At 69.6% G+C, this 21,068-nt stretch carries 12 protein-coding genes and 5 pseudogenes; 9 read left to right on the plus strand and 8 right to left on the minus strand.

What is annotated here, in order from left to right:
• Positions 1-53: 53 nt before the first annotated feature.
• Positions 54-1,475, minus strand: a complete 1,422-nt coding sequence (locus ACWIF2_RS04755) for a DEAD/DEAH box helicase (protein WP_454358609.1) — start codon at positions 1,473-1,475, stop codon at positions 54-56.
• Between the two features lie 368 nt (positions 1,476-1,843).
• On the opposite strand from ACWIF2_RS04755, the gene ACWIF2_RS04760 reads away from it, so the two are divergent.
• The 3 genes from ACWIF2_RS04760 to ACWIF2_RS04770 are packed head-to-tail and all read left to right on the plus strand — an operon-like array spanning position 1,844 to position 4,452.
• The gene (locus ACWIF2_RS04760) at positions 1,844-2,725 is read left to right on the plus strand and encodes a hypothetical protein (protein ID WP_454358610.1); all 882 of its coding nucleotides are present in this window, start codon (positions 1,844-1,846) and stop codon (positions 2,723-2,725) included.
• Positions 2,726-2,770: 45 nt separating this feature from the next.
• Positions 2,771-4,279 (plus strand): glycoside hydrolase family 43 protein, encoded by a 1,509-nt coding sequence (locus ACWIF2_RS04765; protein WP_454358611.1) that lies wholly within the window; start codon positions 2,771-2,773, stop codon positions 4,277-4,279.
• A gap of 35 nt (positions 4,280-4,314) precedes the next feature.
• Positions 4,315-4,452, plus strand: a complete 138-nt coding sequence (locus tag ACWIF2_RS04770; protein WP_454358612.1) for a hypothetical protein — start codon at positions 4,315-4,317, stop codon at positions 4,450-4,452.
• Positions 4,453-4,512: 60 nt separating this feature from the next.
• Here the strand turns inward: ACWIF2_RS04770 and ACWIF2_RS04775 are convergent.
• Positions 4,513-5,492, minus strand: a pseudogene (locus ACWIF2_RS04775) (LacI family DNA-binding transcriptional regulator).
• A 65-nt stretch (positions 5,493-5,557) separates the two neighbouring features.
• Positions 5,558-5,620 (minus strand): annotated as a pseudogene (locus tag ACWIF2_RS04780) (hypothetical protein); the annotation flags it as partial.
• A gap of 451 nt (positions 5,621-6,071) precedes the next feature.
• Here ACWIF2_RS04780 and ACWIF2_RS04785 point away from each other — a divergent pair.
• The 3 genes and pseudogenes from ACWIF2_RS04785 (at position 6,072) to ACWIF2_RS04795 (ending at position 10,799) form a co-directional block, all read left to right on the plus strand.
• Positions 6,072-7,667 carry a glycoside hydrolase family 43 protein gene (locus ACWIF2_RS04785; RefSeq protein ID WP_454358613.1) on the plus strand — a complete coding sequence of 532 codons (1,596 nt, stop codon included), beginning with the start codon at positions 6,072-6,074 and terminating at the stop codon, positions 7,665-7,667.
• 53 nt (positions 7,668-7,720) lie between these two features.
• A pseudogene (locus ACWIF2_RS04790) lies at positions 7,721-9,738 on the plus strand (non-reducing end alpha-L-arabinofuranosidase family hydrolase).
• A gap of 95 nt (positions 9,739-9,833) precedes the next feature.
• The gene (locus ACWIF2_RS04795; protein ID WP_454358614.1) at positions 9,834-10,799 is read left to right on the plus strand and encodes a glycoside hydrolase family 6 protein; all 966 of its coding nucleotides are present in this window, start codon (positions 9,834-9,836) and stop codon (positions 10,797-10,799) included.
• Positions 10,800-10,882: 83 nt separating this feature from the next.
• On the opposite strand, the pseudogene ACWIF2_RS04800 reads toward ACWIF2_RS04795, so the two are convergent.
• Positions 10,883-11,257 (minus strand): annotated as a pseudogene (locus tag ACWIF2_RS04800) (GH12 family glycosyl hydrolase domain-containing protein); the annotation flags it as partial.
• A gap of 76 nt (positions 11,258-11,333) precedes the next feature.
• Positions 11,334-11,832: pseudogene (locus ACWIF2_RS04805) on the minus strand (carbohydrate ABC transporter permease); the annotation flags it as partial.
• A 409-nt stretch (positions 11,833-12,241) separates the two neighbouring features.
• Here ACWIF2_RS04805 and ACWIF2_RS04810 point away from each other — a divergent pair.
• The gene (locus ACWIF2_RS04810; protein WP_454358615.1) at positions 12,242-14,695 is read left to right on the plus strand and encodes a SpoIIE family protein phosphatase; all 2,454 of its coding nucleotides are present in this window, start codon (positions 12,242-12,244) and stop codon (positions 14,693-14,695) included.
• A 129-nt stretch (positions 14,696-14,824) separates the two neighbouring features.
• Here the strand turns inward: ACWIF2_RS04810 and ACWIF2_RS04815 are convergent, their stop codons facing one another.
• On the minus strand, positions 14,825-15,805 hold the full coding sequence (locus tag ACWIF2_RS04815; RefSeq protein WP_454358617.1) for an acetate/propionate family kinase: 981 nt from the start codon (positions 15,803-15,805) through the stop codon (positions 14,825-14,827).
• Between the two features lie 438 nt (positions 15,806-16,243).
• On the opposite strand from ACWIF2_RS04815, the gene ACWIF2_RS04820 reads away from it, so the two are divergent.
• Positions 16,244-16,777, plus strand: a complete 534-nt coding sequence (locus ACWIF2_RS04820) for a phosphate-starvation-inducible PsiE family protein (RefSeq protein ID WP_454358618.1) — start codon at positions 16,244-16,246, stop codon at positions 16,775-16,777.
• Here ACWIF2_RS04820 and ACWIF2_RS04825 read toward each other — a convergent pair.
• Complete coding sequence (locus ACWIF2_RS04825; protein ID WP_454358619.1) at positions 16,754-18,928, minus strand: FUSC family protein; 2,175 nt, start codon at positions 18,926-18,928, stop codon at positions 16,754-16,756. The two genes, ACWIF2_RS04820 and ACWIF2_RS04825, sit on opposite strands and share 24 nt — an antisense overlap.
• A gap of 151 nt (positions 18,929-19,079) precedes the next feature.
• Complete coding sequence (locus ACWIF2_RS04830) at positions 19,080-20,150, minus strand: hypothetical protein (RefSeq protein ID WP_454358621.1); 1,071 nt, start codon at positions 20,148-20,150, stop codon at positions 19,080-19,082.
• A 378-nt stretch (positions 20,151-20,528) separates the two neighbouring features.
• On the opposite strand from ACWIF2_RS04830, the gene ACWIF2_RS04835 reads away from it, so the two are divergent.
• Complete coding sequence (locus tag ACWIF2_RS04835; RefSeq protein WP_454358622.1) at positions 20,529-20,978, plus strand: DUF1931 family protein; 450 nt, start codon at positions 20,529-20,531, stop codon at positions 20,976-20,978.
• The last annotated feature ends 90 nt before the right edge of the window (positions 20,979-21,068 follow it).

Here is a 21,068-nt window from a genome sequence, read left to right on the forward strand (position 1 = left end):
TTGCGTCCGGCGGCGTAGACGAAGAGACCGCCCGGCAGTCCGGGAAGCCGGTCTCAGCCGCCGCGCCGCACCCTGGCCGCTTTGCGGGCCTCCGTGAGCTTTCGGGCCTCGCTGCTCTTGCGGGACGACCTGCCGCCGGAGCCGCCCTTCGCATCCTTGGAGCTGCCCAGGCCGCGGAACGGGGCGTTGTGGTTCTTGGGGCGCGGTACGGCCGGTCCGCCGTCGAGAGGCTTTCCGGAGGGGACCTTGGCACCGGTGATCCGGCTCAGCTCCGCCTCGCCGGACCGCACTTTGGTGACCTTGGGGGCGACGTCGGCGTCCGCCATGACCTGGCTCGTCTCGCGGCGCTGTCCCGACAGGACGAGTGTCACGACGGTCCCGGAGCGACCTGCCCGGGCCGTGCGGCCCGCCCGGTGCAGATAGTCCTTCGGGTCGACGGCCGGGTCGACGTTGACCACGAGGTCGAGGTCGTCGACGTGCAGACCGCGTGCGGCGACGTTCGTCGCCACCAGCGCGGTGACCTGCCCGCTCTTGAACTGGGCCAGGGTCCGGGTGCGCTGCGGCTGAGACTTCCCGCTGTGCAGGGCGGCGGCGGTCACGCCGCTGGCCCGCAGATGCCGCGTGAGCTGGTCGACACCGTGCTTGGTGTCCAGGAACAGCAGGACGCGGCCGTCCCGGGCGGCGATCTCCGTCGTAACGGCGTACCGGTCCGGACCGTGCACGACGAAGACGTGGTGCTCGATCGCGGAGACCGCGCTGGACGAGGGGTCCACGGAGTGGACGGCGGGGTCGCGCAGGTAGCGCTGCACCAGCTGGTCGACGTCGCCGTCGAGGGTGGCGGAGAACAGCATCCGCTGCCCGTCGGGACGCACCTGGTCCAAGATCTCGGAGACCTGCGGCAGGAACCCCATGTCACACATCTGGTCGGCCTCGTCCAGGACCGCGATGCGCACGCGTCCCAGTCGGCAGTCCTTGCGCTCGATGAGGTCGTGCAGCCTACCGGGCGTGGCGACGACGATCTCGGCGCCGTCCCGCAGCACGGCGGCCTGCCGTCCGATGGACACCCCGCCCACCACGGTCGCGAGCCGCAGCCGCAGCGCCTCGGCATAGGGGGTGAGCGCCTCGCCGACCTGCTGCGCCAGCTCCCTGGTGGGCACCAGAACGAGCGCCAGCGGTTCTTTCGGCTGCGCGCGCCGCCCGGCCGTCCGGGCGAGCATCCCGAGGCCGAAGGCGAGCGTCTTGCCGGATCCTGTGCGGCCCCGGCCCAGGACGTCCCGTCCCGTGAGCGCGTTCGGCAGCGCCGCCGCCTGGATGGGGGAGGGCACAGTCACACCGTGCTCATCGAGCGCCCGCAGAATCCCGGCCGGCAGCCCCAGCTGCGCGAAGGACGCCTTCGTGGGCACTGCCGAAGTGGCGCCCGCCGCCTGGGACACATCGTCCTGCTGCCGGGCATCGGCACGTGCTGATTCGCTCACAGACAGCCTTCCTCAGCGACGCGGCAAACGCGCAACGTTAGCACGGAGTACGGAGCCCGTGCCTCCCGTGATCGCGCCGCCCGGCCGAGGAACGACAGCAGGACCTGCCAGTGCGGCTTGTATCGCTTGCTCATCGCGAGCCCGGGGGCGTGAAGGGCGGCGGCGGACGGGGCGGATGTCGGCTTGAGAGGGACTTGTCGAAGCGCATCGACTCCTGCGGTGCCGCTGACAAAGCTGTCAAAGACCCAGTACGAAGAAACTTTCTTCGCGCAGGACCTCTTGTTTCGCACGAAACATGTCCGTTAACTTCCCCTCGAAGTGAAGCGCTTCGACACCTCGCGGGAAAGGGCCGCCCTATGACGCACGAGGTGAACCGCCGAATCTTCGGCATCAACCACCGCGAGGAAACCGTGCCCCTGCCGGATCCCGCCGACGAACTGTCGCCCTGCGCCCGCGCGGTCCTGCGCGGCCACTGCCCCGGAGAAGGCCACCATGGAAACGGAACAGCCGGCTCCGGCACCAGCGCCGACCCCGGCGAGAGCGCGGGCGCCGGACTGCTCGGCCACAACCGCGCCCACCTGGACTGGCTCGACGGCATCCTGGACCGCCATCCGCACCTGGTGGTGGAGAACTGCGCCTCGGGCGGCATGCGCTGGGACCACGCACTGCTGTCACGGCTGCAACTGCAGTCCACCAGCGACCAGCAGAACCTCCACCACTACGCGCCCATCGCGGCCTCCGCGCCCACCGCCGTCACCCCCGAGCAGGGTGCCGTGTGGGCCTACCCGCAGCCGGAGGACTCACTCGACGAGGTCGCCTTCACCAGGGCGAGCGCCCTCCTCGGCCGTATCCATCTCTCCGGCCGCCTGCTGGAGCTGGGGCCCGAGGCCCGCGCCCTGGTCCACGAAGCGGTGGCCACGTACAAGGCCGTCCGCGCCGACCTGCCGCGAGCCGTGCCCTCCTGGCCGCTCGGCCTCCCCGGCTGGGACGACCCCTGGATCGCGCTCGCCCTGCACACCCCCGCCGCCACCTACCTCACCGTCTGGCGGCGCACGGGCGGCGAGGCCACCACCACCCTCCGGCTGGCTGAGCGGGCGAGCGGCGCGGCCCGTGCCGAGGTGCTGTACCCCGCCGCAGGTCAGACGGTCGCCGTCTGGAACCCGGACACCGCCGACCTCACCGTGACCCTGCCCACCGCGCCCTCCGCGGCGCTGCTCCGCATCACCCGCACGGGACCGGACGCTCCCTGAGCGCCGACCCCGCCGTCCACCCACCCGACGAAAGGACAACCGAGGGTGCCCGCTCAGAACCAGCCCGTCCTCGCCACCAACCCAGTGCTCCCCGGGTTCCACCCCGACCCGAGCATCTGCCGTGTCGGCGACGACTACTACCTCGCCTGCTCCAGCTTCGAGTACTTCCCCGGCGTACCCCTCTTCCACAGCCGGGACCTGGTGAACTGGCGTCAGATCGGCAACGTCCTGGACCGGCCGGAACAACTGCCGCTGTCGCAGGCGAAGCCCTCCGGCGGCATCTACGCCCCCACCCTGCGCCATCACGACGGCCGCTTCTGGCTGATCGTCACCAACTGCGCCGAGGGCGGCGGCAACTTCATCGTCACGGCCACCGATCCCGCCGGACCGTGGTCGGACCCCATCCTGGCACCGGGCGTGCCCGGCATCGATCCCGACCTGGCCTGGGACAAGGACGGCACGTGCTGGTGCACGGTCGCCGGGGTGTCGCAGGTCCGGATCGACCCGTCCACCGGACAGACGTACGGCACTCCGCACAAGCTCTGGTCCGGTGGCCCCGGCGCGAAGGCCCCGGAGGCGCCGCACCTGTACCGGATCGGCGACTACTGGTACCTGCTCATCGCCGAGGGCGGCACCGAGCGCGGCCACGGCGTGTCGATTGCCCGCAGCCTTTCGCCGACCGGTCCGTTCGAGCCGCACCCGGCCAACCCGATCCTCACCCACCGCGGCACCGACCACCCGGTCCAGAACACCGGGCACGGGGACCTGGTCCAAGGCCCCGACGGCTCATGGTGGATGGTCTTCCTCGGCGTACGCCCGCGCGGCGGCACCCCCGGCTGGCACGTGCTCGGCCGGGAGACCTTTCTCGCGCCCGTGACCTGGGAGGACGGCTGGCTGGTCGTCGGCGAGGTCGCCCTGGACATGCCCGCGCCGCCCTGGCCGCTCTCCCCCGTCCCCGCCGAGGAGCGGCGCGAGGACTTCGACCTCAGCGAACTCGCGCCGGCCTGGATCTCCTTGCGGGACCGCCCCGTCGAGCTCTGCACCACCAAGGAGCGCCCCGGCTGGCTGACGCTCCGCGCGCGGGGCGCCTCCCTGGACGAGCCCGACGTGGTGTTCACGGGCCGACGTCAGCGGCACTTCTCCTGCCGGGCGCGCACGCTGGTCGACGCGGGGCAGGGGCGCGGCGGCCTCGCCGTACGGCTGGACGAGCGGCACCACTACGCGATCGAGGCGTGCGGAGCGGAGGTGCGGGTGATCGCGCGCGTCGGTTCCCTGCGGACGGTCGTGGCCGCCCAGTCCGTGCCCGCCGGGCCGGTGACCCTTGCCGTCGCCGTCACCGACCCGCCGTCACCGCACGGGCCCTGCACCGGACCCGATGTCGTATCGCTGGGGATCGAAGCCCCGGACGGAACGTTCACCGAGCTCGCGTCCCTCGACGGCCGCTACCTGTCGACGGAGGTCGCCGGCGGCTTCACCGGCCGGGTCATCGGCCTGTACGCCACGGCAGGCACCGTCCACTTCGACTGGTTCGACTACGAGCCCCTCGACGACTGAACCCCAACCCCTACGACCGAACGAAGGGAAAGAAAGTGAAGGACACATACGGCAACCGGCGCGCCATCGTGGCCGCGGCCCCGGACGCCTGGCCGGCCTGCTGCTGGCACTTGAAGTACAAGGTCACGAAGTCCGGAGACTCGGTCACCGGCACGGCCGTCAAGGAATCCTGACCGACAGGCCCCTCGCCCCGGTCGCCCGCTTCCCGGGCAGCGACGTCTCCGCGCGCAGCCTCAATCCTCTTTCGGCGGTGCGGTGCTGCCCCGGACGGTCAGAGTGGTGGCGATCTCCAGCCCCATCTGCGCCACCTGCTCACCCCGCCCGAGGGCCAGGGCCAGCTCGGTGGCGGCCGTCGCCATCTCGGCCAGCGGCTGGTGGACCGTGGTCAAGGGCGGATCCATCCATGCCACGGCCGGTACGTCGTCGAAGCCCACCACGCTGAGATCGTGCGGGATGCGGAGGCCCAGCTCGCGCGCGGCCTGGTAGACACCGAGCGCCTGCAGTTCGTTGGCGGTGAACACGGCGGTGGGCGATCGGGTCGGGCCAGCAAATCCCGTGCGGCGGCGTACCCGTGCTCACGCGTGAGCTGGGTCTTCACCACCAGGCCGGGTTCCACCGGCAGTCCGGCTTCCGCGAGAGCGGACGAGAAGCCGGACAACCGGGCGAGACAGAAGGGGTGATCGGGCCCGCTGACCATGGCGATGCGCCGGTGTCCCAGGCCGACCAGATGCCGGGTCGCCGCCTGCCCGCCCCTCCAGTTCGTGGCACCCACGAACGGAACGTCGTCCGGCAACTCGTCGACCGGGTCGCAGACGACGAACGGGATGCCCTTCGCTGTCAGTTGGTCCCGTTCGGCTTCGGAGAGCTGCGCGACCGACAGGACGCATTGAGGGCGCCGGCCGACCGTGTCGTCGATGGTCATGGCCGCCGTGTCGTGCAGCCCGAACTCAGACACCAGCACACCGATCTTGTTCCTGCGGGCCACGCGCTCGACACCGCGGATGATCTCCACGGCCCACATGCTCTCCAGCTCGCGGAACACGAGCTCCACGAGATTGCTGCGGTGCTTCGGAGGCTTGCGGTATCCGTGCCGATGGATCAGTTCCTCGACGCGGGACCGGGTTTCGTCCGACACCCCCGAGCGGCCGTTGAGCACCTTCGACACGGTGGGTACGGAGACGCCCGCTGACTCGGCGATATAGGCGATCGTCATCGATGCGGGTCCCCCGCCGCGCTCGCCCTGGTCTTCGGTCATCCCGAGTAGGTGGTGTCCCGGTGCGCGTCACGCTGCGGGTCGAACCAGCAGTCGTCGACCACCACATACCGGTAGCCGGCGTCGCGCTGTTCCGCCATGGGCGGGAGACAAGAAGATCAATGTCACGTCCATGACATTAGACAGAAGGGAGATAGACAGTCCGAAATTTCGCGAACCGCTCGGAAATCAAGGCCTCACGGATACTAGGCAGACCATCGAACATGTCAACACTCATCACCGCACCGCCTCACGATCCGGCCATGCAGGCTCATGGAAGGTGGTGAATTCACCTGATCCGGACAGCTGGCCCGCCATGACATGGGATCAAAACTCTCGAATGTTTCGGAGGTGACGACGATTCATGCGAGAGGTATTGACGGGATTCACCGGCCTCCTATCATCCAGAATGCTCAACGCACCGATCCGCGTTCGACATCTCGCACACCGAGCAGCCACGCCGCGTGAGCCAGCAGGGCACCTCCGGGCACCTCCAGCCGTCAACGACTGGGCCACAGAAGGAGAACGCCACTCGTGCACATGTCATGGACTCATCACTTCCTGTCCCGTCGCCGCGCACTGACGGCCGCGACCGGTCTTGCCGCCGGTGCCCTGCTTCCTCCGCCGGCGACCGCGGCGGCCTTCACGAACCCGGTGATCTGGCAGGACTTCGCGGACATCGACGTCATCCGCGTGGGGGACGCCTTCTACGCCTCGGCCTCGACGATGCACTACTCGCCGGGCGCGCCCGTCCTGCGGTCGTACGACCTGGTGAACTGGGAGATCGTCGGTCACTCGGTGCCCGTGCTCGACTTCGGCGCCAAGTACGACCTGAACGGTGCCCGTGGCTACGTCAGGGGGATCTGGGCGTCCTCACTGGCCTACCGGCCGAGCAACAGGACCTTCTACTGGCTGGGCCAGATCGACTTCGCCCGGACGTACGTCTACACCGCCACCGCCGCCGAGGGGCCGTGGAGCAGACTGACGACGATCAGCACCCCCTACTACGACGCGGGGCTGCTCGTCGACAGCGACGACACCCTGTACGTGGCGTACGGCAACACCACCATCAGCGTGGCCCAGCTCTCGCCCGACGGCCGCACCCAGGTCCGCACCCAGCAGGTGTTCACGACACCGTCGAGCGTAGGCACCCTCGAGGGCTCCCGCTTCTACAAGATCAACGGGCAGTACTACATCTTCCTGACCCGCCCCGCGAACGGCCAGTACATCCTGAAGTCGTCGAGCGGCCCCTTCGGCCCGTACACGATGCGACAGGTCCTCCTGGACCTACGAGGGCCGATCCCCGGCGGTGGTGTCCCGCACCAGGGCGGGCTGGTGCGGACACAGAGCGGCGCCTGGTACTACCTGGCCTTCGTCGACGCCTACCCCGGTGGCCGGATGCCCGCCTTGGCGCCGGTCACCTGGACCGCGGACGGCTGGCCGGTCGTACAACTCGTCAACGGCGCATGGGGCACCTCGTATCCCAGCCCGGCCGTGCCCCCGCCGCCTCGCCCGGTACCCCCCATGACCGGCGTCGACACCTTCGACGGCCCGACCCTGAAACCGCGATGGGAGTGGAACCACAACCCGGACAACACCAAGTGGTCCGTCGGCAACGGGCTGACCCTGCGGACAGCCACCGTCACCGACGACCTCTACTGGGCCCGCAACACCCTGACGCACCGTATCCAGGGCCCCACCTCCACCGCCACGGTCCTGCTCGACCACTCCGCGATGCGGGACGGCGACCGGGCCGGACTCGCGCTGCTGCGTGACTCCTCCGCCTGGATCGGCGTCAGGCGTGACGGCGGTGTGACACGGCTCGTGATGGTCAACGCGCTGACCATGGACGGAAGTTGGAACACCACACACACCGGCACCGAGGTCGCGAGCGCGGCCGTGTCGGGCAGCCGTGTCTGGTTGCGCGCGAGCGCGGACATCCGCCCCGGTACGGCACGCCCCGGCACCTTCTCCTACAGCACCGACGGCACCACCTTCACCCGCCTCGGCCCCGCTTTCTCCATGGGCAACGACTGGCGGTTCTTCATGGGCTACCGATTCGCCCTCTTCAACCACGCCACACAGGCCCTCGGCGGCGCGGTCCGCGTCACGCGGTTCGAGCTGTCCACGCCCTGAAGTGGCCCACCGATCGCACCACCCAACCCCCCACCCACCCCACGAGGAGAACTATGAACTTACTGAAACGGCTCGGCTGTCGCCGAGCCTCGGTCCTCGGCCTACTGGCCGCGACCGTCCTGGTGACACCCGGGACCGCGGCCGGCGCGCCCGAAGGTGTGAAGGCCTCCACTCTGGGCGCCCAGGCGGCCCAGTCCGGACGGTACTTCGGAACCGCCGTGGCCGCGGGCCGGCTCGGTGACGGCACGTACGCCGGGATCCTGGACCGTGAGTTCAACTCGGTCACGCCCGAGAACGAGATGAAGTGGGACACGACCGAGCCGTCCCGCGGCTCGTTCAACTTCGGCCCCGCCGACCAGATCGCCAACCGCGCCCAGGCCCGCGGTCAGCGCCTGCGCGGCCACACCCTGGTCTGGCACTCCCAGCTGCCCGGCTGGGTCAGCTCCATCAGGGACGCGAACACGCTGCGCGGCGTGATGAACAACCACATCACCACGGTGATGAACCGCTACAAGGGCCGGATCCACTCCTGGGACGTGGTCAACGAGGCCTTCGCCGACGGCGGCAGCGGCCAGCTCCGCAGCTCGGTCTTCCGGGACGTGCTGGGCAACGGCTTCCTCGAGCAGGCGTTCCGCACGGCCCGGACGGCCGACCCGGCGGCCAAGCTCTGCTACAACGACTACAACATCGAGAACTGGAGCGACGCCAAGACCCAGGGCGTCTACCGCCTGGTGCGCGACTTCAAGGCACGCGGCGTGCCCATCGACTGCGTCGGCCTTCAGGCCCACTTCGGCGCCGGCGGCCCGCCCGCCGGCTTCCAGACGACGCTGTCGAACTTCGCCGCCCTCGGCGTGGACGTGCAGATCACCGAACTGGACATCGCGCAGGCGCCGCCGAACGCGTACGCGAACACCGTCCGGGCCTGTATGAACGTGGCCCGCTGCACCGGCATCACCGTCTGGGGCATCCGCGACAGCGACTCCTGGCGCAGCCAGGAGAACCCCCTGCTGTTCGACCGCAACGGCAACAAGAAACCGGCCTACCAGTCAGCGCTCACCTCGATGGGCGGCTCGGTCGCGACGAAGCGGGCCGACGGGCCTTCGCCCCGGTCCGCCGCCGCGCTGCCCTCCCGCTTCTCCTGGAGCTCCAGCGGAACGCTGATCTCACCGAAGTCGGACGCCACCCACAACATCGCCGGGATCAAGGATCCGACGGTCGTCCAGCACAACGGCAAGTACCACGTGTTCGCCAGTACCGCGAGCTCCTCCGGATACAACCTGGTGTACCTGAACTTCAGTGACTGGTCGCAGGCCGGCTCGGCCACGCACCACTATCTGGACCGCAGTGCCATCGGACGGGGGTACCGGGCCGCGCCGCAGGTCTTCTACTACGCGCCGCAGCGCCTGTGGTACCTCGTCTACCAGACGGGCAACGCCTCGTACTCCACGAACCCCGACATCAGCAACCCCAACGGGTGGAGCGCCCCACGCAACTTCTACTCGTCGATGCCGGACATCATCCGGCAGAACATCGGCAACGGTCACTGGGTCGACATGTGGGTGATCTGCGACAGCGCCAACTGCTATCTGTTCTCCTCCGACGACAACGGGCATCTGTACCGGTCCCAGACGACTGTCGGCCAGTTCCCCAACGGGTTCACGAACACGGTCATCGCGCTACAGGACTCCAAGTACGCGTTGTTCGAGGCGAGCAACGTGTACAAGGTGCAGGGCAGCAACCAGTACCTGCTCCTCGTCGAGGCCATCGGTTCCGACGGGCGGCGCTACTTCCGCTCCTGGACCGCCAACAGCCTCGCCGGATCCTGGTCACAACTGGCCGCCTCCGAGGGCAACCCCTTCGCCAAGTCGAACAACGTGACCTTCCCGTCCGGGTCCTGGACCAGGGACATCAGCCACGGCGAGATGATCCGGGCCGGCTACGACCAGACGCTGACCATCCCCTCCTGCCGCCTCCAGTACTCTACCAGGGCATGAACCCCAACGCGGGCGGCGACTACAACCTCCTCCCGTGGCGGCTCGGCCTCCTCACCCAGACGAACTCGACCTGCTGACCGACCCTGCCGTGGGGAGCGCCTCCGATGGGAGCGCTCCCCACCCTCACCGCCGACCATCGGACACATCCCTGTCAGAAAGCCGAGGTACCGTCATGCGCCGCAGACTGCTCGCCCTGGTGGCAGCCCTCTCCTCGCTGCCGCTGGCGCTCGCCGCCGCACCGTCCGCCCACGCGGCCGACCCGACGACCATGACCAACGGGTACTACGTGGACCCCGACTCCAGCGCGAAGCGGTGGGTCGCCGCCAACCCCGGTGACGGCCGGGCGACCGCGATCAACGCCTCCATCGCCAACACCCCGACAGCCCGCTGGTTCGGCTCCTGGAGCGGCACCATCGGCACCGCCACCGGCGCGTACGTGGGCGCCGCGGACGCCCGGGACAAGCTGCCCGTCCTCGTCGCCTACAACATCTACCACCGCGACTACTGCGGCGGGCACTCCGCGGGCGGAGCCTCCTCGCCGTCCGCCTACGCGAACTGGATCGCGCAGTTCGCGGGCGGGATCGCCGGTCGCCCGGCCGTCGTCGTCCTCGAACCGGACTCCCTCGGGGACTACGGCTGCATGAACCAGGCGCAGATCGACGAACGCGAGAGCATGCTGACCGGAGCGCTCGCCGAGTTCAACCGCCAGGCTCCCAACACCTGGGTCTATCTCGACGCCGGCAACCCGGCATGGGCGAGCGCGGCGACCATGGCCCGGCGCCTCCACGAAGCCGGACTCCGACAGGCCCACGGCTTCTCGCTCAACGTCTCCAACTATCTGACCACGGCCGAGAACACCGCGTACGGCAACGCCGTCAACAGTGAGCTCAGGGCCCGGTACGGCTACACCAAGCCGTTCGTCGTGGACACCAGCCGCAACGGCAACGGCTCCAACGGCCAGTGGTGCAACCCCTCAGGCCGCCGTATCGGCGCCCCCACCCAGCTGGGCGGAGGCGCCGAGATGCTCCTGTGGATCAAGGTCCCGGGCGAGTCCGACGGCAACTGCGGCGTAGGAAACGGCTCCTCGGCCGGTCAGTTCCTCCCGGAGGTCGCCTACAAGATGATCTACGGCTACTGATCCGGCGGACCGACCTCGGCCCTGATTCTGCATCAGCCTCCGTTGATGTCAGGTTGTTGGTGTTGAAGTTGAGGCCGCCTGACGGCGTTGGAGCCGGACGTCCGCAGGAACGAGAAGACCTCGTTGGACCCGTTGGTGCCCTTGTAGACGTTCCAGTTGTGGCCGCCGAGGGAGACGTTGTCCTCATAGCCGCCGATCGGGCCGACGGATCCGTTGTAGTTGACCCAGAGCATGATCTCGTAGTCGTGGTCGGTGTCCCAGATGTCGTACGACGTGTTGTACGCGCCGGACGCCGGGACACCGACGTTGTAGTCGCTGGTGAGCCAGCCGAGGGAGTCGATCGTCTAGTTGATCGACTTCGTCGAGTTCGGGTAGGACTTGGTGCCGCCGGTGTTGGGGTGGTCGGCCCAGACACCCCAGCCGGTCCCGGAGTTGGCCCAGATGCACTGGCCGTCGGCGCGAGCACAGCCATGACGATCTTGCGTATGTCGCGACTGTCCATGGTGTTCCTTCCAGGGGTGGAGGGAATGCTCTTCAGCCCTTGATGGCTCCGGTGAGCATGCCCTTCTTGAAGTGCCGCTGGACGAAGGGGGAGGCGACGGCGACGGGGATCAGCGCGAGGACCATGACCGCCATCTGCAGCCCCAGCGAGGAGAGTTGCCCGGTGCGGACCGCCTGCTGGAGGCCGGTCGGCGCCTCGGTGTTCTTCTGGACCAGTTGGATGAGCACGTTCTGCAGCGGCATCATCTGCTGGTCGCTGAGGTATATGGAGGCGTTGAAAGAGCGTGACACCGACCGAGACCATGATGGCCCGGCTGACCTGGCCGCCGCCGAGCAGTTCGGTGTAGTTGACGAACGTGATGCCCTGCGGGATCACGACGAGGCCGTCGGCCCGGTCGATCACGGGCTTGGGAGAGAGGCTGGTGACGATCACGATCCACAGCGGACCGAGCACCCCCAGGCAGCAGAGCAGGAGGAAGCCGCTCTGGGCGGTGATTCCGGCCTTGCTCGGCGGCTCCTCCCACACCGGGCGGGCGCCTTGACACTGCGGATGAGCTGCGCATTAAGGCTCTCAAAGCGGACATTCCATTACTGCGACGGGATTCGCTGTCGAAGCGCTTCGATGTGGAGGCTAGGTGAACACCCATAGGCACACATAGGCACACATAGGCACACAAGGGTCGCTTCCAAAATTCCTCTGAGGTGGGGAAAAGGCAGCATCGAAGCGCTTCGAGAAGGATCATTGCTCCCCCTCAGGAAATACCATGTCTGCTGTGGCCGACTGCGGGGGCGCGAAGGCCCCACCCCAGTCGCTCCGGCACTGGCACCCCGAACGCACCGGCCCGGGGCGCCTTGGGAGTGGGGCGGATCTAGGCTGGAAGTGGCTGCTGAGACCAGCCCTGACGGGCACGGCTGTCCGGACGGAGGCGTGGCGCGTGGAGATGGCCGGCAGACAGGACGCGCCCAGCGCCGTTGCCATGGTGGACCCGGACGGCATGGTGAGCGGCTGGAGCGAGGGGGGCCGGCTGCTGCTGGGCTGGACGGCGGAGGACACCGTCGGCCGTCCCGTGGCCGACCTGCTGGTCGATCCCCCGCCACCCGGCTTCCCCGAGGGCTACGGCGCCGGCCCCGACCCCACGGGGTTCATCCTCCTGCGGCACCGGGACGGTTCCACGCTGGACGCCGTGGTGACGGCTCAACCGCTGTTCGGCCCCGACGGGCGGGCACTGGGTCATGCGGTGACCATCCAGCGCTGGGGAAGCCGCCCGGTGATCGCCGACCGGGCCTTCGAGCAGTCCCCCTTCGCTCTGGGTGTCTACGACCCTGAGCTGCGGTTCCTGTGGATCAACGCCTCCTCGGGCCGGGTGATCGCGCACTCCGAGGAGCAAGTGCTCGGCAGGAAGTACCGCGAGATGTTTCCCGAGTTCGACCGCTCGCTGTTTCCCGAGCGGGACGACAAGCCCTACACGGACGCCCTCGCCGAAGTGGCGAGAACGGGCAAGCCCGCGCGTCTCATCACCGTCTTCCGCCCGCGCGGCAGTGACTACGCCAATGCCTGGGCCACCAGCATCTGGCCCGTCCGAGACGCCGAAGGCAGGGTCCGGGCGATCGCCAACTGGGGATTCGACATGAGCGCCGAGTACTGGGCCCGGCAGCGCCTGCTCATGCTCAACGAGGCCAGCGGCGGCATCGGCCGGACACTCGACGTGATCGGCACCGCCCAGGAACTGGCCGGCGCCGCCGTGCCGACATTCGTCGACCTCGTCACCGTGGATCTCTTCGACGAGGTGCTGCGCGGAGAGGAGCCGCCCTCCGTGTCCGGGTTCACCCCCGGCGAGACCATCGTGCTCAGCCGTGCCGCCCAGCACAGCGCGAAGGGGGACACCGACCGGGCTCCCGGGCCCTCCCCGCAGGTCAGTCACGCTCCCGGTTCCGTCGCCGCCCGCTGCATGGCCACCGGCAGGTCCACGGTCCAGCTCGCGGCCGAACCCGGCCAGGGCGGCGAATGGGCCTTCGGGCCCGGCCTCGCCTCCGACCCGGCCCACTGGCCACCGGGCAACCCGTTGATCGACGGGTCCATCGCCGCGGACGGGCTGACCGGCCGGATCACCGTGCCGCTCCAGGCGCGCGGCGCGCTGCTCGGGGTCGTCGCCTTCTCCCGTCTCGACCGGCCCGAGGCCTTCACCGCCGACGACCTGATCCTCGCCGAAGAGCTGACCGCCAAGGCAGCCGTCGCCATCGACAACGCCCGCCGGTACTCGCGCGAGCGCACGACCGCGCTGACCCTGCAACGCAGCCTCCTGCCGCAGGTGATGCCCAACCAGGAGGCGGTCGAGGTGGCATCCCGCTACCTGCCCGGCGGAGCCGGCGCGGAAGTGGGCGGTGACTGGTTCGACGTCATTCCGCTGTCCGGTGCCCGGGTCGCCCTGGTCGTCGGCGATGTCGTCGGCCATGGCCTGCACGCCTCGGCCAGCATGGGCAGGCTGCGCACGGCGGTCCGCACCCTCGCCGACGTCGACCTGCCACCGGACGAGCTGCTGACCCACCTGGACGACCTGGTCCTGCACCTCGCCAGCGACCTGCAGTCCGACAGCCACTTCCAGCCGACCGGCGAGTCCGGCGCCACCTGCCTGTACACCGTCTACGACCCTGTCTCCCGGCGCCTTACGCTGGCGAGCGCCGGCCATCCCCTGCCGCTGATCATCTCTCCGGACGGCACCAGCACCCCGGTGCCCGCCCACCCTGGACCGCCGCTCGGCATCGGTGGGCTGCCTTTCGAGGCCACCGAGCTCGAACTGCCCGAGGGCAGCATGGTCGCCCTCTACACCGACGGACTCGTGCACAGCCGCGAGTCCGATGTCGACCAGCGGATCACCGAGCTGCGGCAAGCCCTGAACCAGTCGGCCACCTCGCTGGAGGCCCTGTGCGACACGGTGATGGACGCCATGCTCCCTGATCGCCGCACCGACGACGCCGCCTTGCTGCTCGCTCGCACTCACGCGCTGGCTCGCCACCACGTCGCCGACTGGGAGGTCGAGCCCGACCACGCGCAGGTGCCGCGCGCCAGGAAGTTCGCGGTCGACCAGGTGGACGCCTGGGGCCTGGAGGAGGCGGCCTTCGTCACCGAACTGGTCGTCAGCGAGCTGGTCACCAACGCCATCCGATACGGCGAGCCGCCGATCAGGCTGCGGCTGATTCGCGACACCTCCCTGATCTGCGAGGTCTCCGACGCCAGCAACACCGCCCCGCACCTGCGCCGGGCCCGCGCCTTCGACGAGGGCGGCCGGGGCCTGTTGCTCGTCGCCCAGCTCACCCAGGGGTGGGGCACCCGGCACACCACCAACGGCAAGACGATCTGGTGCGCGCAGACCCTCTCCGAGTCTGAGCCACGCTGAGATCCAACCCCGCGGACCGCCTCCCGCGGCTCCGCCGACCGGTTGCAGCTCACCTGCGTGCGGCGGGCGTCGTCGGCGATCGCGGCCGCGGGACATGATGGCCATCGGCGGCCGACTGCTGGCGGACAGCTACCGCGTCCCGTCGGCAATGCCGAGCACTCGTCGGGTCTCGGCGGCGATCTGCTGCGTCTCGCCGGTTGCGACCACGAGGACCGGGACACCTCCCACCGCCTGATCGATGCGTCGGTGGCCTTCCCGCATCAAGTCTCCCAGTTCGGGGACGAGCAGCCCGCCTCGTACACCGAGAACAGTCAGGGCCGAGCAGATCTCCTCGCGTACCTCGGGTTGGTCCTCGCCGATCTCCCCGGTGAAGACCAGCGCGTCCAGCCGGTCCAGCGAGGCGGCCATCGAGGCGATGCCCCTGCGGCAGCTGAGTGTGAACGTCGCCAGCGCCAACGCGGCCGCGGCATCACCCTCCGCGCGGGCGCGCACCAGGTCCCGGGTGTCTCCCGAGGTACCGGAGAGGCCGAGCAGACCGGAACGCCGGTGGAGTGTGTCATCCAATTCGTCCGCGCTCAGACCGTGCCGCCGCTGCAGCCACAGCAGCGCGCCGGGGTCGAGGCTGCCGCTGCGCCGACTCATCACCAGGCCTTCCAGCGGAGTGAGGCCCATGGTGGTGTCCACGCTGCGTCCGTTCCGGACGGCGCAGGCCGAGCAGCCGCCACCCAAGTGCACGAGCACGACCTGAAGGTTGTCGACGGGTCGGCCCAGGACCTGCGCCGTCCTCCGTAGTGCCCACGAGTAGGAAAGCCCGTGGAAGCCGTACCGGCGCAGCCCGTATTCGGCTCGCCATCGCTCCGGCACGGCGTACGTGCGCGCCTGTGCCGGCAGATCCTTGTGAAAGACGGTGTCGAAGCAGGCGACATGAGAAACGTCGGGCAGGATTTCTCGTGCGGCATCGACCACCTGCAGGGCAGGAGTCACGTGCAGCGGCGCGAGTTCGGCGACGTCCGCCAGCAGAGCCCGTACGCGTGCGTCGATCAGCGTATGTCCAGTCAGGTGCGGACCACTGTGGACGATGCGGTGACCAACCGCCGCAGGAGCGGGCACCTCGCTGAGGAAGTTCCGCAGTTCCGCCGCCGCAGCGGGTCCCGGGGGCTCCGAGGCGTCTCGAACCGCCACCCGTTCACCGTCCGCGGCGAACAGAGCGATGTGAAGGCTCGAAGAGCCGGCATCGAGGACCAGTACGTGACCGTCACGGCTCTCGTGGGAGCGGTCAGCACTCATCACGCACCTCCAGTGCACTCGCGTACTCCGGCACGGTGCGCCGACCACGGAGTGCGACCCTGTGCTCAGGGTCGGCCTCGGTGCGGTCCGGGTTGTGCTCCGCCCCGCTCGCGTCGGGCTACCCAACCCTTGTCCTGCCGCCTGGTAGGCCTCGGTGATGTCGTGCCCGCCGCTTCCCCCCAGGCTGCCACCACGGGGAGGGATCCGCCCGTCCACCCGTTCGCCCAGCACGCAGCGCCTGCGGGCCGGGGCACCCCTAGCATGCTGACTGTGCGACCCATTCTCCCGAAGATCGAGGGCGGCCGGGTACAGGGCCTCCTACAGCTCATCGAGGACGGCATCCACCTCGTCGTCGCGGCGCTCCTCGTACTGCTCGCGGGGATCCTGACCGTCGGGGTCGCCAACGACGTCATCAGGTCGATCCAGGGGCCGTACCGCGAGGAGACGGTCGTTCTCTCCGCCCTGGACAGCGGCCTGGTGCTGTTCATCGTGGCCGAGCTGCTCCACACCGTCCGCCTCACCATCAGGAACCGGACCCTCGACGCGGAGCCGTTCCTCGTCGTCGGCCTGATTGCCGGCATCCGCAAGGTGCTCATCGTGACGGCCGAGGCGGAGAAGTCCTTCCGGTGGAACGTCGAGGGGATCGAACTGCTCATCCTGGCGGGGCTGATCCTCGTGATGACGACAGCGGTGTACGTGTGGCGGCGCTCGACACGGCCAGGGGACTACTTCCCGCTCCAGGGGGCGCGGCGCTCCCCGTCACCGGAGCCGTCACCCACCCCGGTTCGCGGGTGATGAACCGTCACCTTCCGCAGCCACGGCCGCCCGCACCCGCTGCTCCTCGCGAGCGGAGCTGACGTCCCGTTCCAGGGGTGTGCGGCTTACTGCTGCCGCGAGGTCCTCCAGGGCCCGCTTCTGCAATTGCGCCCCGCGTCGCAGCACCGGGCTCCGGTCCCCGGCGGCGCCGTCCCACGCGTGGAGCGCATCCTCCACACGCCCCCAGTCCGGATTCCTGTGCTCGCGCACGTCGTCTGCCGCCCGCGCGGTGTCCGCCTCCAAGGCCTCGGCGAACCGCTCCGCCTCGGGGTCGAAACGACTGCCGGCCCGCGGAACGTGGCTCTCCATGAGCATCGCTGCCCGGTCAAGTCCCTTGAGCGCCTCTTGCGCCTCCTCCGCCTCGCGCGACGTCAGACCTCTGGGGCCGACCGGTTCCTGCCTTGCCTGGTCGTAGGCCTCCTGCCAGGCGGCACGTGCCTCCCTGCTCGCCAGCAGGGCCCTGCGCATGTCGGCGCGATGCTCCCTGGTCGGTTCGGCGTAGCCGCGGAGCACTGCGGCCGCGTAGCGGCCGTCGGCGGCGAGCCAGTCCGCCAGCCGGCCCGGCAGCCGGGGGGTCTCCCATGCGGGGAACACCACGTACGCCAGCATGGCCAGGGCCCCTCCGAGCAGGGTGAGCACCACCCGCTCCGGGACCGTCTGCTCCCATGCCTGGCCGCCCATGCCGAGCAGGAAGACGACGTAGGCGGCGGTGAAGCACTGGGAGTAGGCGTAGCCCGTACGGAGCAGTGTGTACGACAGGGCCGCCGATACCACCGCCAGAGCGCCGAACACATAGGCGTCCGGGCCCAGGGCCCGCACCATCCCGGTGGCGAGCGCGACCCCCGCCAGGGTCCCGGCGAGACGGCCCACCGCACGCGCGTACGTCCGGTGGAAGTCCGGCCGCATCACCATCACCGAGGCGATGGGCGCCCAGTAGCCGTGTTCCAGGGGCAGCCGGGAAGCGATCAGATAGCCGAGCGTGGCCACCGCCGCCAGGCGGACGGCGTGCCGGAACACGGGCGAGTCCCGGCGGAGCTCACGGCGGACCGCCCGGACGACGACCGGGAGCAGGCGGAACATGGTCGGGCGCACCAGGAACTGGGCGCTCGCGGGGCCGGGCGGCGTAGGTGCCTTGTCACGTGCCCCGCCGCTCCCGGCGATCTCCAACGCCTCGGCGAGCAGTTCCACGAGCCGTTCGGCGGCCTGCCGGGCGGGCCCCTCCAGCACCTCGCCCTCCTCGTCGACGCGCAGGACGTCCGCGCTCCCGGGCGGCACCTCGGCGGGAGTTCCGCGGCGGATCGAACGGGCGGCCGCGTCCAGGACATCGGCGGCCGCGCCGAGCAACTCCCGTGCGCGGTCCCGCCCGGGTCCCTCCGCCGGGGCGCCGACGTCCGGGTCGGCGAGCGCGGCGACGACCGGCAGAATGCGCTCGGCGAGGCCCCGGGGGCCGTGGAGGACGGGAGGCCGGGTGCGGGCCTGTGATGGCGTCACGGCGGCCGCGTCCCGGGCCGTCATCAGCGGCTCCGGGTCGAACGGCGCGGTCGGGTCGTGCCGCAGCCGGCGGGCGTAGTCGGCCACGGCGGCCAGAGCGTCGGCCAGCGCGTCACGATGCGCCCCCCAGCGGCGAATCGGGAACAGCAGGATCAGCACGGCCTGCGCCACGCCTCCGAGCGCGATGACCCCGGCGTGTTCCAGGGCCCGCCCGACGCTGGTGGGCAAGGTGATGGTCACCAGCATGCTGCCGACCGTCGTCGCTGCGACGATCCCAGCGGTCGATCCGAGGGACCACGCCATCCCCGCGGCAAAGGCCCATACGGCCAGCAGCGGGAGGAACGTCACGAGTCGCCCCGCCGCCAGGTAGCCCACGAAGGTACTGAGCGCCAGACCCGCGCCCGCGCCGAGCGCGATCACCTTGCGCGGACGCCAGGTGCGCTGAAAGGTGGCCGCACCCGCGGAGTAGGCACCGAGGGCGGCGGACGCTGCGTACGCAGGGGAGACCAACCACAGCGCCGGCCCGATGACGAGCGCCACCGCAGCAGCCGTACGCAGCGCGAGCAGGGGCTCCAGCCGCGTCTCCTCGATCGTGAGCCCGGATCGCACGACCTCCCCGAAGGTCCGCAGCCACCTCACTCATGTGAGCCTAGCCGGAACGGCCTGCCGGGGCGCGTCGGCCGCGCCGCCGCCTCCTGACGGCACCGCGCTCGGACGCGCGGCCCCGGGCCGACGTCCACCGGCAAACCGGCACGCTCTCACGTACATTGACGATCGATGACATGACGGTTCACTTGGAGGGCTGGTCACCGTGGTCGTCCTGGAGCGTGTGGCGACGCTCCTGTTCGCGCTTGGAGTAGGCGGCTGCCCGGATCGCGTCGTCGCTCTCCAAGCCTGATCCCAGCGCGCCGCCCACGGTGGCGACCGAAGCGACGAACCAGGACAGTGTCAAATACCCTTCGGCGTCCAGTGGGGTTCGTGTCACGGAAACGAACGCTTCGTCGTTGAGGATGAACAGCGCCCACACCCAGTTGATGAACATCAAGCCCGCGTAGCAGACGAGCACCCCGATACCCACGGTCACGACCGTCGAGGCGTTGTACAGCCGCGCCCTCTGCCTCGCCTCCGGCGAGCTCTCTGCTGATCGATGCCACAGCTCCGCGTCTATGATCAGCCAGCCGATCATGATCGCGACAGATCCGACCGTGGCGATCACGAGGCGTGGCGTGCTGAGGGACGCGGCCAGGGTCCAGACGGTGGAGTTCACGGTGGCGACCGCTCCCGTGGCGAGTGCGGCCGCCAGGGCTTTCGACAAGCCCGGCACCAACCGCCACGGCCGGTTGGCGCGGACCATGCCGGCGAGCACTCGCAGGTAGCCGCGCGGCCCGCTGACGACGTACCGAAGATCGTCGGTCTCCTTCTCACCGAGAGGTCCTTCAGCTCCAGTGGGTTGCGGACCCTCCAAGCCAAGCACGGCTTCTTCGACGGCCCGCCGAGCCCTCGTCTGCAGCCGCAGGCCCCCCAGCGAAGGAAGAGAGAGGAGCGCCAAGCCGTGTTCGTGATTCAGATTCACAGCGAGCCTGCGCCCGTGGGAGTGCAGCGGAAGGTCGGTGAGGGCCACGACGATGTCCCAGTTCTCCGCACTCCCGCGGTCCATGATCCGGCGCATCAAGGTGGGCGGGTCCTCCGTCCCCGAGGTGAAGGGCTCACTGACCACCTCGACGTCGAACCGTCGCCCCTCGCCCGACTTGTCGGCGAGCCGAGCGGAAAGTGTCCGTGCCATGCGCTGCGCGATCTCCGTCGGCGCGTCCGGATCCGCCAGGAGAGCCACGACCGTAACGCCCGGCGACGACACCCGCATGACTGGACCCTCCTCATCGGCTGCCACGCGATCCCGAGTGCCCACGGACACCGCCGAGGTAACGTTGACGCCGCGTGACACGCTGGCCTCTGCCTGCAGGTGCAGGTGGCATCGCGCTCCCACGCGGGAAGTCCCAGAACGCCTGCGAGGCAGAGGGGCTGCTGCTCACCGGCCTCTCCCGAGCGCTCTCTGGTCCTGCTGTCGGTCCGCACGCCCGTCCGACCCGCCGGGCAGTCGGACGCATGGGCCTGGCAGGGCAAAACAGGGAGGCTAATTGGGCCCGGCATACGCATGCGTTCGCGCGCCCCCGTCGGCCAGGCTGACTGCAAAGCCCAGGGGCCGGGAGCCGGCCGGCTCCCGCAGCCGGAGGTTGCCGTCATGACCGTGATGTCCATCGCCAGATTCGAGAGGTTCTTTCGCGCGACCGCAGGACTGAACGTCGACAAGAACGATCTCAAGCGCTACAGCGACTTCGTCGACGCCAAGCTCTACGATCTGCTGACCGTCGCGCAGGCCACCGCCAAGGCCAACGGGCGCGACATCATCCAGACCAGTGACTTGCCGATCACGAAAGGCCTGCAGGAGAGCATTCACCACTTCCGGAAGATCGACCAAGAGGTAGAACTCAAGCCGATCCTGGAACAGCTCGCCACTCACCCCGCTCTGGACCGCACACCCGATGAGGAGACCGAGGCGGCCTATCCGGACATCGTCGGCGGACTCAGCCTGGCCCTTGCCCAGAGCTTCAAGATCCTCCACCCCGACCTGAAAAACCCCCAGACCCAGCACTGGGACGAGGCTCGAGCCGTCTTCGACCTCCTGCTCTGAGCGGAAGCCTGCCGAGACCGCGGCGGGTACCCGCCGGGCGCTGGAGCGGAGGGCGAGCCCGAAGGGATCATCGAAGGCATGGACAGGAGC

This window comes from Streptomyces sp. NPDC055506 (assembly GCF_053643595.1).